At 71.4% G+C, this 13,186-nt stretch carries 9 protein-coding genes and 4 pseudogenes; 5 read left to right on the plus strand and 8 right to left on the minus strand.

Annotated features, from left to right (window positions below):
- Positions 1–25: 25 nt before the first annotated feature.
- Together ACWZEH_RS00830 and ACWZEH_RS00835 are read left to right on the plus strand one after the other, a co-directional pair.
- Positions 26–237, plus strand: a pseudogene (locus tag ACWZEH_RS00830) (IS5/IS1182 family transposase); the annotation flags it as partial.
- 111 nt (positions 238–348) lie between these two features.
- Positions 349–807 (plus strand): DoxX family protein, encoded by a 459-nt coding sequence (locus ACWZEH_RS00835; RefSeq protein ID WP_456195019.1) that lies wholly within the window; start codon positions 349–351, stop codon positions 805–807.
- A gap of 399 nt (positions 808–1,206) precedes the next feature.
- Here the strand turns inward: ACWZEH_RS00835 and ACWZEH_RS00840 are convergent.
- A pseudogene (locus ACWZEH_RS00840) lies at positions 1,207–1,617 on the minus strand (type III effector protein); the annotation flags it as partial.
- Here ACWZEH_RS00840 and ACWZEH_RS00845 point away from each other — a divergent pair.
- Positions 1,610–1,873, plus strand: a pseudogene (locus tag ACWZEH_RS00845) (Hsp20/alpha crystallin family protein); the annotation flags it as partial. The pseudogenes ACWZEH_RS00840 and ACWZEH_RS00845 sit on opposite strands and share 8 nt — an antisense overlap.
- 192 nt (positions 1,874–2,065) lie before the next feature.
- Positions 2,066–2,501 (plus strand): annotated as a pseudogene (locus ACWZEH_RS00850) (DUF2267 domain-containing protein).
- Positions 2,502–2,912: 411 nt separating this feature from the next.
- On the opposite strand, the gene ACWZEH_RS00855 reads toward ACWZEH_RS00850, so the two are convergent.
- Positions 2,913–3,437: a hypothetical protein gene (locus tag ACWZEH_RS00855; RefSeq protein ID WP_456195020.1), complete on the minus strand. Its 525-nt coding sequence runs from the start codon at positions 3,435–3,437 to the stop codon at positions 2,913–2,915.
- A gap of 184 nt (positions 3,438–3,621) precedes the next feature.
- Between ACWZEH_RS00855 and ACWZEH_RS00860 the strand changes: the two genes are divergently transcribed.
- Complete coding sequence (locus ACWZEH_RS00860; RefSeq protein ID WP_456195021.1) at positions 3,622–4,149, plus strand: FG-GAP repeat protein; 528 nt, start codon at positions 3,622–3,624, stop codon at positions 4,147–4,149.
- A 345-nt stretch (positions 4,150–4,494) separates the two neighbouring features.
- Here the strand turns inward: ACWZEH_RS00860 and ACWZEH_RS00865 are convergent, their stop codons facing one another.
- The 6 genes from ACWZEH_RS00865 to ACWZEH_RS00890 form a co-directional block, all read right to left on the minus strand.
- The gene (locus ACWZEH_RS00865; protein ID WP_456195022.1) at positions 4,495–5,706 is read right to left on the minus strand and encodes a cysteine desulfurase-like protein; all 1,212 of its coding nucleotides are present in this window, start codon (positions 5,704–5,706) and stop codon (positions 4,495–4,497) included.
- 52 nt (positions 5,707–5,758) lie between these two features.
- Positions 5,759–6,856, minus strand: coding sequence for an AI-2E family transporter (locus ACWZEH_RS00870; RefSeq protein WP_456195023.1), 1,098 nt, complete (start codon positions 6,854–6,856; stop codon positions 5,759–5,761).
- Positions 6,857–6,984: 128 nt separating this feature from the next.
- Entirely contained in the window at positions 6,985–8,190 is a 1,206-nt protein-coding gene (locus tag ACWZEH_RS00875) for a glycoside hydrolase family 64 protein (RefSeq protein ID WP_456195024.1), read from the minus strand.
- A 159-nt stretch (positions 8,191–8,349) separates the two neighbouring features.
- A complete protein-coding gene (locus ACWZEH_RS00880) occupies positions 8,350–9,186 on the minus strand; it encodes an aminotransferase class IV (RefSeq protein ID WP_456195025.1) in 837 nt (278 codons plus the stop codon).
- The gene (locus ACWZEH_RS00885) at positions 9,183–9,869 is read right to left on the minus strand and encodes a PAS domain-containing protein (protein WP_456195026.1); all 687 of its coding nucleotides are present in this window, start codon (positions 9,867–9,869) and stop codon (positions 9,183–9,185) included. Before ACWZEH_RS00885 ends, ACWZEH_RS00880 begins: the two co-directional genes overlap by 4 nt.
- A gap of 508 nt (positions 9,870–10,377) precedes the next feature.
- Positions 10,378–13,185, minus strand: coding sequence for a helix-turn-helix transcriptional regulator (locus tag ACWZEH_RS00890; RefSeq protein ID WP_456195027.1), 2,808 nt, complete (start codon positions 13,183–13,185; stop codon positions 10,378–10,380).
- Between the last annotated feature and the right edge of the window lies 1 nt (position 13,186).

A 13,186-nucleotide genomic window follows, 5' to 3' on the forward strand; every position in this document is an offset into this window, starting at 1 on the left:
GCTGTGCGGCGGGTATTTCTCTTGTATCGGTGGGCTGTTGCGGTCTGAGGCGTTGTGGGTGGAAACATCGACCGGGCTGCGGATGCGGCAGTTCGATCGGCTGCTGAAGGCCGTGCGTGATCGGGGTGGGAACGGGCCTGGTGGGGTCGGCCGTGGTGCCTGCCGCCGGCGGACCGGGTGCTGCTGGTGGCCCTCCACCACCGGACCAACCTCACGATGCGGCAGCTCGCGCCACTGGTGACCTGAACCAGTCACGCCGCGCAAGCGTAAGGGAGAACGGGAGGACACACCCGGAATCCGCAAGGCCCGAAGCACCCGGCACGCAGCGACATCTCCAAGGAGCGCCCAATGAGCACCGCACGCCTCAGCGACTGGCTGACCACCCGCCAGCCCTACGTACTGGGCCTGTTCCGCATGGTCCTGGGCGTCCTGTTCACCAGCGAGGGCGCCGCTACGGTCTTCGGGGTGCTGGGCCGGACGGCCGGCCCTGTGGGTGACTGGCCGTTCTGGTACGCCGGGGTGATCGAGCTGGCATGTGGTGTCCTCGTCCTCCTCGGAGTCACGACGCGCAGCGCGGCCTTCATCAGCTCGGGCATCATGGCGTTCGCCTACTTCACCGAGCACCAGAAGGACGGCCTGTTCCCGCTGCAGAACGGCGGTCTCGCCCCTGCGCTCTTCTGCTGGGGATTCCTGCTCCTCGTGTTCTTCGGGCCGGGTGCCCTGTCCCTGTCGGGTCTCGTGGGCCGCGGGGAAACCGGCGTCCGGCCCGCTGCTCACCCGGAGCCCGGGCAGCGGGTGGGCGGGTAGGCGGCGCCGGGACGAGGACGTCCGGCATGGGACCTTTGCACCACGTCCGATCCGGTTGCCCCTCCCCGCACCGACGACCGGGCCGAGGCCGCTCTGCACCACCCATGGCTGATGAGTGCCGCACGCCGGCCAGCCGGACGGAGACGGACGGAGGCGGACGGAGGCGGACGGCCGAACGCCTTGCAGCGGGTTCCGCCCCGACGGCCCCGTTCCCGCAGGCACGGGCGGCTGCGGTCGCCCGTCTCCACCAGGAGGGGCGGCTCCACGTGATCCGCGGCGACCCGCGCCACGGCGAGGTGGGGAGTCGTGGCGCGGAGGACGCGCGCCCGGTCACGTCCGATCGGTCCGGACGGGACGTGGTGTCACACGGCCCTCGGGGCAGGCTGCCACCGGCCGCCCTCAGCGCGCCGGTGGTCCTTGGGCCCCTTGGCGCTGGTCGCCGCTGTGCCGGCGGAGCCGGTCGGTGTGGCGGGCGACGTCGTCGACGCGCGCCGCGAGGTCGGGATGGCCGGACACCAGATGCGCGTGCGTCACCCTCAGGGGGCCGACGAGGGCGCCGGCGTCGTTCTCGGCGGGGGCTGCGGTGAGTTCGGCGACAGGAGTGCGGGCGGCGGCGGGGAGATCGGTGAGCGCGGTGATCCGGCCGGCGAGCCGGCGCAGGTCCGCGGCGTTGGCGCGGGCCCATGCGGTGACGGTGCGGTCGGCGGCGCGGCGGTCGCGGGTGGCCCGCGCCCGCTGCTCGCCCGTGGACCCCGGGTTTCCGGGGCGTACACGCAGGTAGCGGCGTTCGGCGGCCTGGCGGCTGGAGATCGACGCCGAACGGAACATGCTGACCGTCAAGGCCGAGCGGCGGCCCGTCACCAAGGCGGACGACGTCCAGATGGAGCTCCCCGAGCGGCCCCTGGGAGCCTTCTCCCACCAGGTCGTGCCGGCCGACACCCTGGACACCGAGCACATCAAGGCGGACTACGACGCGGGGGTGCTGACCCTGCGTATCCCGATCGCCGAGCGCGCCAAGCCACGCAGGATCGTCATCGGCGGCTCCGCCCACAAGGAGATCAGCGGCTGCCCCCTCCCGGCCCCGCGGAGCACGGGGAAGACGGCCTGCTGTGCGGCCGCCCCCGTGCTCCGTCCCCGGCGCGTAGGGCCGAAGGCAGCGACATCCCCTCCCCCGACCGGGCGACATCGGTGACCGGCGAAAGAGCCCAGGTCACCGCCTCCCCCACCACCCCCTACGAGAAGGGCAACCGCGTCGCCGATGATCCCCCAGCAGGAGCCGTGCCGGCCCACCGTCAGTACGGCCTACGAGCAGATGCTGGAAGAAGTGCGCTACGAGGGCGCATACCCCACCCGCGCACGGGCCGAGCAGGCCGTGCGCGCCGTGCCGGCCCCCCTCGGGCGGCACCTGACGGGCGACGAGCTCATGGCACTGGCGGCCGAACCGCCCCACGAAGCCGCCGGCATCCCCACGTCACAGACGCCCCGCCACCCAGCCCCTCACCGGCTGGGGCTTCGTCGAGGACCTCTCCTCCCGCACCGGCGGCACACCAGCCACCACCCGCTGGGGCATCGGCACCGTCCTGCGCCTCCTCGCCCAGCTCACCGACAAGAAGCTCCTCGACCGTATCCTCGACCGGCTTCCCACCGGCTACGCCCTGCTGTTCGGCCGCGCCGAACTCACCCAAGCCGCCTGACACCCGGGGGCTGCGCTGCTGTGGAACGGGGCCGGGACACCGCAGCCGGACGAGCGGACACCTCTCCCCCGGCGCCCTCCGACATCCGACGCGACCGAGGTTGACCCGCACCCTGGGACCCTTGCGGTCCAGGGGTGCGGGGCTTCGAGGTGAGAGTGAGCACTGGCCGGCCGTGCCGGGTCGGGGCTGTAGCGCTGAGCGGCTTCCACACCGTCGTCCTACAGAGCGTGGAACGGGGGTTCCCGCCGGCGTTCGCCGGTGTCGGCCGGTCGGGCCCTGTCGCGCCGAGTGCGCTGTCCGCGGGCGGTGGTGCGGGAAACAGACGTGCGCCGCGGATGGAGACCTGTCCCCCGCCGGCGTACTGCCGCTGCGGACACGAGGCGCTTGCGGCATACGTCTGCGCGCGTCCGGCTACGGGGCCGCCTCGTGAATCACGAGTTTGAACTCGGCGAGCGTCACCAGGCGCGGGGCGGCGTCGTTGTGCGTGACGCGCAGCGCCAGGGGTGTGCCGGGCTCGACGAAGATGCCGTGGTTCTTGACGTAGTACTGGCCGCCCGGTGTCGGGGTGCGGTGCTCGGTCGCCGTTGTGTCGTTGGGGTTCGTGGTCAGGCCGAGCGGGTCCCGCACGAACTGGTCGCGCAACTCGGTGTAGCCACCGGAGGGACCGGCCGCCTCCCACTGGATCATGGCGTGCAGATGGCCCCAGCCCGCTTTGGACGGCCAGACCAGCCCACTGCGGTCGTCCGTCGCCCAGTTGCTCACCACGTACCCGTCGGGCTGAACTGCCTGGTGCATCCCGAACCGGTCGGTCGGTTCCGCCGCACCGAACGGAAACCTCACTATTCGGTACGTGCTGCCGGGTTGGACCAGCTGGTGCGTTTCGGTCTTGAGGGAGCACACCTGTACGCCGGGAGCGGAGATCGCGTCAGCAGACATACGGCGATGCTGCCCGCCGTCGGATCGCCCGATGTCGGGACCTGCCGATCCGGCGGGCGGCGCTCGACGCACAGCGAACCACGGAGTGTGCGCGTGCGCCGTCTCGCGCTCCGGCGGGCCTGCAACTGCTCAGGGGCACGGGGAGTGGCCTGGTGGCAGGACGTCGATCGCCCCCGCGGACACCGTGTCCGCGGACAGCATCGCGCTGGGCGACGTCGACGGTGACGGCCGCCAGGACGTGGTCTTCGGACGCGGCACGGCGGGCGGCGGCGGCCTGCTGGGTGTGGTGCGGGGCGCGGCGGACGGTCTCGAGGCGAGGGCCATGCTCATCGGCCAGGACTCCCCCGGTGTCCCGGGTACGGGTGAGAGCGGTGACCGCTTCGGCACCGACGTGGCGGCCGGTGATGTCACCGGAGACGGTTACGCCGTTCTCGTCGCCGGTGTCCCCGGCGACGAGAACGGCGGGTCCGGTGCCGTGTGGGCCTTCGCCGGCACCACGGCGGGGATCACCGCCACCGGATCGGTGAGCTTCGGGCCGGGCACACTGGCCGCGCCCACGGCCGGCCCCGCCTCCGCTCGGCCTTCCATCGCTGATGCCGGTGCCGGTGGGACCGGGCACGTCGTCCGGCGGCCGGACCCCGACCCGGACCCGGACCCGGACCCGGATCAGGATCAGGATCAGGATCAGGATCGACAGCGTGCTCGCCGGTAGCCGGCTGTCCCCGTAGAACCTCGGCAGTGCGGTGTCCTTCCCGGGCAGGTCCGGCGCCCCGCAGGACCATTGGACCCGTCTTCCCGACTCGGGCGACCGGGCATCACAGCCTGCCGCCTTGCTGACCGGGCCGGACGCGGAATGCCTTCCCCCGGCAGTTGGTCCCGCCTCAGGGCTGCTGGTGGGAGCAGGTGGCCCTGCCGGTCGCCACACGGCCGTCACCCCTCGGCCCGTGGCTGCTCACATACACCGGCCGCCGCGTCCTGTTGTTGTCCCGCCGGCCGCGGCTTCCCAATCCCCTCGGGCCGAGCGCTCCACGCTGCCACGGCTCGCCCGGCCCGTCCTTCACACCTTCCGCTCCAGGAAGGCCGACAGGCCCGACAGGAGCCGGTCGACGTCCTCGCTGTCGGTGTAGGGGGCCAGCCCGATACGGAGTCCACCGGTGTCTCCGAGGCCGAGGCGGCGGGATGCCTCCAGCGCGTAGAAACTGCCGGAGGGGGCGTGGACGCCGCGGTCGGCCAGGAAGCGGTAGGCGTCCACGGTGCGGTGGCCGTCGAGGGTGACGAGCAGGGTCGGGGTGCGCCGGGCCGCGCGGGACCGGACGGTGACCCGCTCGAGGGCCGCCAGTCCTTTCTCGAGCCGGTCGCGCATCATGCCCTCGTGTTCCTCGATCATCTCGAACGCCGAGCCGAGCCGTTCGCGGCGGCTGCCGGTCCGGTGCGCGGCCAGTCCGGCCAGGAAGTCGACCGCCGCACGGGTGCCCGCGAGGAACTCGTAGGGCAGCGTGCCGAGTTCGAAGCGCTCGGGAACCACGTCCGTGGAGGGCAGCAGCTTGTCGGGGCGCAGCGTTTCGAGGAGTTCGGGCCGGGCGGCCAGGACGCCGTGGTGAGGGCCGAGGAACTTGTACGGGGAGCAGACGAAGAAGTCCGCGCCGAGTGCCTCGACGTCGACGAGGGCGTGGGCGGCGTAGTGCACTCCGTCGACGAACAGCAGGGCTCCCGCCTCGTGCACGATCCGCGCGATCCCGCCGATCGGGGGGATCGTGCCGAGGAGGTTCGAGGCTCCGGTGACCGCCACCAGCCGGGTGCGTTCACTGAGCACGGCCCGGATGTCGTCGCCGGTCAGTTCACCGGTGGCCGGGTCGAAGTCCGCCCAGCGAACGGTGCAGCCGGCCCGCTCGGCCGCCTGTACCCAGGGCCGGATGTTGGCGTCGTGGTCCAGCCGCGTGACGACCACCTCGTCGCCCGGTGACCAGGTTCCGGCGAGGGTGCGGGAGAAGTCGTAGGTGAGCTGGGTGGCGCTGCGGCCGAAGACGATGCCCGCCGGGTCGGCGCCCAGGAGATCGGCCATGGCGCGGCGTGTCTCGACGACGACGGTCTCGGCGTTGCGCTCGCCGGGCAGACCGTCGCCCCGGATCGAGAGGGGCTTGGACAGCGCGGCGCTGATCGCCTCGATGACGGGCAGCGGCATCTGGGTGCCGCCGGGGCCGTCGAAGTGGGCGGTGCCGGTGGCCAGCGCCGGAACCTGGGCGCGCAGGGCGGTGAGGTCGTACGTCACGTGGAGCTTCCTGTCGGTGCGGTCTGGAGGGTGCGGCGTTCCGGCGTGCCGGTCAGGAGTGTGAGCCGCCGGTCAGCGGTTCCTGCGGCGGGTCCGAGAGCTGCTCGCGCAGATAGTTCCAGACGACCGCGATCAGCGCGGCGACCGGTACGGCGAGCAGGCTGCCGACGATGCCGACCAGACTTCCGCCCAGCGTCACCGCCAGCAGGACGACCGCCGCGTGCAGTCCGAGACCGCGGCTCTGGATCATGGGCTGGAACACGTTGCCCTCGAGTTGCTGCACCCCGACGATGATGGCCAGTACGATCAGCGCGTCCATCAGTCCGTTGGACACGAGCGCGATCAGCACCGCCACCAGACCGGCGAACAGGGCGCCGATGATGGGTACGAAAGCGGACACGAAGGTCAGCACCGCCAGCGGAAGCACCAGAGGTACGCCCAGGATCCACAGGCCCAGGCCGATGAGCACGGCGTCGATGAGGCCGACGAGCGCCTGGGACCGGACGAACGATCCCAGGGTGTCCCAGCACCGCGCGGCCACGACCGGGACGTCGGTGGCGAGCCGGCCGGGGAGCTGCCGGCTGAGCCACGGCAGGAAGCGCGGGCCGTCCTTGAGGAAGAAGAACATCAGGAAGAGCCCCAGCACGGCGGTGACCACACCGTTGAAGACGGTGCTCACTCCTGTGGCGACCGTGGAGACGATGGTTCCGGCGCTGTCCTGGACGCGGGCGGTCGCGGTGTCGAAGGCACCGGCGATGCGCTCCTCACCGATGTTCAGCGGCGGCCCGGCGGCCCACTCGCGCAGCCGCTGGATGCCTTCCACCACTCCGTCGGTCAGCTCTCCGGACTGCGATGTCACGGGCACCGCGATCAGCGCGACCGTGCCCGTGGCCACCAGCAGGAACAGCACGGTGACCAGTGACGCGGCAAGCGCCGGGGCGAGGCCGCGTCGACGCAGGAAGCGGGCCGGGGGCCAGGTGAGCGTGGTGAGGAGCAGACCGACTATCAGGGGCCAGACAATCGGCCACATCCGGCCCAGAACCCACAGAACCACCGCGACGGCCACCAGGACCAGCAGCAGTTCACCGGAAATGCGCGCGGACGTGCGCAGCGCGGCGCGGGTTTTCCCCGCGTTCAACGTGGCAGACATGGAGGCACCTTATGGGGCCCGCCGGTCACGGCGATCACGGGCCTCGCCGCGTCGCGTCCGTCACCGTGCCGGTGGCGGCGCTCGGCCCGCACGCCGCCACCGGCACGGTGTCCACCGCGGAGGAGCGATCAGCTGAAGCGGTCCAGGGTGATGTGGGCCCGACGCGGGTCGCCGTCGTGGACGAGCGACTCGTGGTTGCCCACGTCGTCGAAGGCGAAGGCGTAGGCCTTCCCGTCGGCCATCTGCGCGTGGATGGCGCGGGCGTAGTGGTTGGTGACGGCGTCCTGGTAGAAGCCTGCCGCACCGGAGTCGGGCTGGTTGGGGTTGGTCAGGAGCGTGGAGCGGTGGAATCCGGCGCACAGAGTGCGTGAAATGGGGCCGCGTACCTGGTCGTTCGGAGCGTCGAGCCGTCTGTGGCAGCCGAAGATGGAGGAGGCGTCCGGCTTCTGGAAGCTGGTGACGACGGCGCCCGCGCTGTTGGTGAAGTTCATGGCGTCACCGAAGACCCGTCCGTGGTACTTGACGTCGGGCTGGTGGGCGAAGGGCGTGACCGTCAGGGTCGAGGCGGTGTACTTCTGCCAGACGCGGTTGACGTAGTCGTCCATGACCGACGCCGGCAGGGCGCCCGTTTCCACTCCGTACAGCGGGGACAGTGCGCGCAGCACGGTTCCGTCGGAGCGGGTCTGGATCAGATCGGCCCAGCCTCCGGACTGTCCTCTGAGTGCGTTGAAGACCGCGTTGTAGCCACCTGACCTGAGCCGGCCGGTGCTCGCCGTGCTGCCGTCGGCGCGCTGCACTCCGACCGAGTAGGGCGTGGAGAACATGTCGACCTGCGTGCTGTTGAGCCACAGGCCCGAGTCGTTGAGGGTGTACTCCGACCAGTTGAACAGGATGTTGCGGTTGGGGTCCGTCGGGTTCTGCACGGCGGGCTGCACCAGGCCGCCGGTGGTCAGCTTGAACACCAGCTTCTGGCCGTACGAGAAGTAGATGCGGCCGGAGAACTTCGGCATGCGGATGGTCGTGGACTGTCCGGCCGCCGGGCCCGGTATCGACGCGTCGGGCGCGGGGGTGGGCGGGTTGCCGCCCGCGGGCCAGGGGTGGAACGTGCCGTTCGCGTCGGCCCAGCCCTGTCGGCCGGTCGACAGCTGGGTGCCGAGGTTGTAGACGTACACCTGCTCGCCACGGCCCGAGTTGTTGGTGATCTGCAGGGGGACGGTGTCCGGGACAGCGGCGTGGGCGGCTGAGGGCGCTGCCGTGGCGAGCAGTGAGCCGCCGAGCAGCATGACGATGGTCGATACCACGGTCAGGGTCCGGTGTCTGAGTGTGCGCAGCATGCTCCGTCTCCGTTCGACTGCGGCCGATGCGGGGTGGGGGGTGAGAGCGCTCTCAGCGTGCCGCCCTGGTATGGACCTGTCAACGGGTGGGAGGGGGTGAGCCTGGCCGGGCGCGAAGCGTCGCCGTCCACCGCGCCACCCGGTCCGGGTCCGTGCGCACTACAGCCTGTCGGCCGGGAGTGACGCGTAAAGGTCGGCGAGACGGGTCACAGCGGGGTGGCCGGCAGGGAACACGAGGCCGTCCACTCGGGTGACGGGATGGACCCCGAGGGTGCAATTGGTGACGAACACGGCATCGCACTCGGCCAGTTCGGGCAGAGTGACGCGGGCGCTCGTCCCGGCCCCGGCGCGGCGCAGGAGTTCGCGGGCGGTGCCCGCGAGGGCCGGGCCTGCCGGCCAGACCACCCGGCCGTCATGGACGACGCCGATGTTCCAGGTGCTGCCCTCCAGCAGTGCCGAGTCACCGTCCGTGAACAGCACGTCGTCGTAACCGGACCTCCGGGCCTCGCGCCGCAGCCGCAGAGCGCCGAACAGACCGACGCCCTTCACCTCGGGCAGGTCCCGGAGGTGGACGGCGGAGCGCACCCGCAGTGGCTGCGCCCTGGCCGTGGGCGCGGGCCTGGCTGTCACCAGGACCTGCGGGACCGCGTCCTCGGAGATGTTGGCGAGGTCGAGGAGCGGATCGAAAACGGTGATCCGCACGGTGCACCGGCCCGTCGCCGGAGCCGCACGGCGCGCCCAGGCGCGGACCCGTCCGATGTCGAGGGGCACGTCGAAGAGGAGACGGCAGTCGCGGTCCAGTCGCTCGAGGTGAAGCTCCAGCCCGCGGACCCTGCCGTCCTCGATCGCCATGGTGGTGAAGTGGCCGTAGTTGGTCAGGGCCAGTGCCCGCAGAGCCTTTGGGCCGGCGGGTGAGCCGTTCAGTTCCGTCACCCCGTCGGAGCACTCGCCGCCCCCTCGAAGCGGCGCGCTCCGGCCGGCGGACACGTGACTCATTTGATGAAGTCCTCGACGACCTTCGGCGGCCAGGTGCCGACCTTGAGCACGCCCATGGAGTAGGACCGGGACACCAGGGCGGCGCGGTTGGGCACCTTGAGCTTACGGAGCAGACCGGACACGTGGTACTCCACTCCCTGGCGGCTGAGATGGAGGCGGGACGCAAGTGGCACGGTGGAGACACCCGCGGCTATGCCTTCGAGGATGCGCGCGTCGACCTCGCTGAGAAGCTTCTTGCGAGGCACCACGACCTCGGAGTCCACGCTCTCGCCGTCAGCCGCGGGCAACATCACCAGGATCGCGGCGACGTCCGGGAGGTGGCCGCCACGCACGGCCATCGCGGTCAGTGGAAGCGTGTGCGCGGTGTCCTGGCCCAGGGTGATGACCTCGGTGGCGAACCGGTTCCGCTTGCCCTCCAGCATGCGCGAGAACTGCCGCATCAGGGGCTGCTGAACGCTGGGGTGCACCAGATCGCAGAAGGGCCGGCCGCAGAGGTCCTCCACGGGGTTGCCGAACCGACGGCCGAACTCCTGGTTGGCCTGCTGGATGGTCAGGGTGGGGTCCAGGCACGCCACGGAGGTGTGGGGCCGGTCGGTGGCAGAGGCCGCGATGTCCAGCGGCCCTCCGGTCCCGTCGGCGGTGTGCGGACGGTCCATGACGAGGTCGTGGGGGGAAAGCATCAAGGAACTCAGGCCCTTCTGCGTTGTGCTTCAAAAGGAAACAAAGAACACGGCCTGTCTTCGGATCGGCGCGGAAGCCTGATCCCGCCGAAAGGCCGTGGCCGTGAGCGGTATTGATTCGGAGATTACGGAGACGCCTGTCCGCGGTCAATGTGAAATCGGGAGCGGTCCGCCAACACTGTGGTCGCCCCTTCGGTAGGTACGGTCCCGCACCGAAGGGGTTCGGTCCTCGGGGGTTCGGTGCACCCATGGCCGCCTCGAACGGGCGCACTGCCCATACCGGACGGAAACCCTCACTGCCTGCACCTTGAGGAACGGGGCCAGTACGACGGGTAGGCATTTCGGCTCGCTGGGAGCGGCCGGGCCCGCCCCGGTCGGGCGGGCGCCCCGGGGACGGTGCCACAGCCACATCCCAGGACCCGCACGCGGAAACACCCGGGCACGGTCCTTGAATTCCGCGGGCCGTTTCGGAGTGTTCGTGAACGGCTCGTTCCCTCGGATCGGAGGGTATTCACATGCCGGAAATCAGGGCGATCAGTTCTCGTCGGCCGGAGATCCCGAGTTTCCGATAGGAATGGGTGAGGTGCTTCTCCACGGCCCGGGAGCTGACTCCCATGGCCTCGGCGATCTCCTGGTTCGTCAGACCTCTGCAGGCGAACGCGGCCACCCTGCGTTCGGTGCGGGTGAGCACAGCCTCCGGGCAGGCGGTGACGCCCACGGGGATCCCGCTGCCGACGGCGGCTCGTTCGGCGAGCCACGGTGCGCCGCACGCGGTGGCGAGTGTCGCGGCCTCGCGGGCCAGGGCCTCCGACTCCACTCCCCCGCCCAGCCGTTCGGCGAGCGCGAGCAGGGCGCGGGCGAGTTCCAGCTGGTTGGCGGAGCCGCGCAGCACGGCGACCGCCTGACGCAGCAGAGCGATTCCCCGGCCCCCCTCCTCCAGGCGGCCCAGCAGGCGCAGCGCGCGGCCCACCCCCACCGGCGCCCCCCACTGCTGAGCCCTGGCGTGTTCCTCCTCGGCCAGGGCATGCGCCGCGCGGAGGTCTCCGAGGCGACGATGGACACCGATGGCCCAGGGACGCCAGGGGAACAGCACCGGGTTCTGCCAGCCGGCGGCCTCGAGGCGGCGCCCGCAGGATCGCAGGGAGTCCAGTGCTCCGGTGAGATCGCCCGTCGTCACGGCGCCGGCGGCCTCCAGCAGACGCAGCATCGCGGTGACGGTCAGGCCCTGCGGACGGATGTGTTCGGCACGTCGCAGCACACGTTGGGCCGGGAGAGGGTCGCGGGTCTCCAGCGCCACCATCGCGTGCGCGAGGGTGGCGACCGTGCCGAGGCTGTGCCGGTCGGCCTCGGTCATACCGAGGGCGGTTTCGGACTGCTCGCGGGCCTGTGCGAGCCGGCCGCGGCCGATGTGGATCAGGGCCCGCTCGATGTGCACCAGCGCGTCGGCCGGCGTCGTGTGGTGTTCCAGGGCCCGGTACTCGACGGCCAGCCAGGAGTCGAGGGCCTCCACGGAATCAGCGGCGATCATGGTGATGACCACCAGGGGAAGGGTCGACTGGACGCGGGCGGAGGTCGCCGGCTCGCGGTCCAGGACGCGTTCTGCACAGCGTGCCACGTCCGCGGCCGGCAGGTTGCTGCCGAAGGTGGCGGCGACGAGCAGGGCGATCGTCAGTTCCCGCTCGCCTCCGGTATCCAGCGGGGGCTCGGAGCCGAGTTGCCGCAACCGTTCGGTGGCGTCGGCGAGTTCGTAGGGGTCCTCGTAGGCGCAGTGGCGCAGCCGGGCTTCCAAACGCAGGGCGAGGTCCCGGTCGGTTCCGGTGAGTGCGGTGGCCGGCCCGAGCCCTTCCGCGGCCTGGCGCAGCAGGTCGACGACGCCGGAGGGAGCGGGCCCAAGGGGTGTGGGTGAGATGCGCAGCACCGCCGCGGCCCGGTCGCGGGCCTCGGGCAGCAGGGCTGTCGCCTGCGCGATGTGCCGTTCACAGGCTACGGGATCGAAGGCACGTTCGGCGCTGCCGAGTTCGACGAGCAGGCGGGCCCGGTCAAGCCCCTGGGCGGCGCTGTCGAGAAGGGCACGACGCAGGTAACGGGCCGCGGCGTCCGGGGCTCCGCGGCGCAGGGCCGTGTCGGCGGCGGACCGCAGGACGTCCACGGTCCAGGGTTGATGACGGGTGACGACGGCCATGAGCTGGGCGGCAACCTGTTCGGCGGATCGTCCGGAGGCGTACAGGAGGGCGGCGGCGTCGTCGTGGAGCTGTTCACGCCGGACCATGGTCAGGGTCGACTCGGCGGCGTCCCGCACCACACGGTGGATGAAGCGCGGCCCGCGGTCCGCGGCGACGAGCCCGAGGGCTACGAGGGTTCGCAGCGCGGCCGTGTAGCCGACGGGGTCGAGGCGCGCCAGACCGGCGGCGTTGTCGGGGTCGACGTGATCGCCGAGTACCGCGATGGCGGCCGCGAGGTCACGGACCGGCTGGGCCTGGGTCCGCAGGATGCTGGCGAGTCGCTCCCGCAGCTGGGAGGGACGCAGCGACCGTGCCTGGTCGGCGTGTTCGGCGAGCGGTCGCAAGCCGGCGTGTTCCATGCCGAGCAGGATGGACATCAGGAACAGGGGGTTGCCGACCGCGGTCTCGTGACAGGCCTGGATGAAAACGTTGTCACCGGGCTCGCCGAACCGTTCGTGGACCAGCTCGCGGGTGGCCTCGAGGCTGAGGGAAGCGGGCCGCAGGGACTGGGTGGCGGCTTCCCTCACTTCCCGTACCAGGGTGTGGTGGGTGCGGGGGTCTCCGTCGCGCAGGGCGCACACGACGACGGCGCGCAGACCGTGCAGCCGTTTGGCCAGGTAGGTCAGCCAGCGCAGGGAGGGTACGTCGGACCACTGGAGGTCGTCGATGAGAACGAGGAGCCTGCCGTCGGCGCTGACGTTCGCCAGGAGGGACAGCAGACCGTGCAGGACCGCCTCGCTGGCCGCGGCGGCCTGGTCCGCACCGGGTGAGTCGCTGTCGTCCGCGAAGACGTGGCGGGCGAAGGAGGCGTGGGCGTCCATCCAGCGGGCACCGGTGTCCTCGGGCGAGGTGGACAGCAGGCTTTCGAAGAGCTGTCGCACGACTCCGAAGGCGAAGTCCTGTTCCATGGGTGCCGCGTTGGCACGCAGCACCCGGATGTCGTCGTGGCCCTCGGCGAGTGCGGGCAGGGACTGCAGCAGGGCTGATCGCCCGATGCCGAGCGGTCCGGTGACCAGTATCAGGGAGGATCTGCCCCGACCGGCGGCGGCCAGCGCCGCCTCGACCAGGGACGTTTCGGTGGTGCGCTCCAGCAGCATG

Source organism: Streptomyces yamdrokensis (assembly GCF_053890455.1).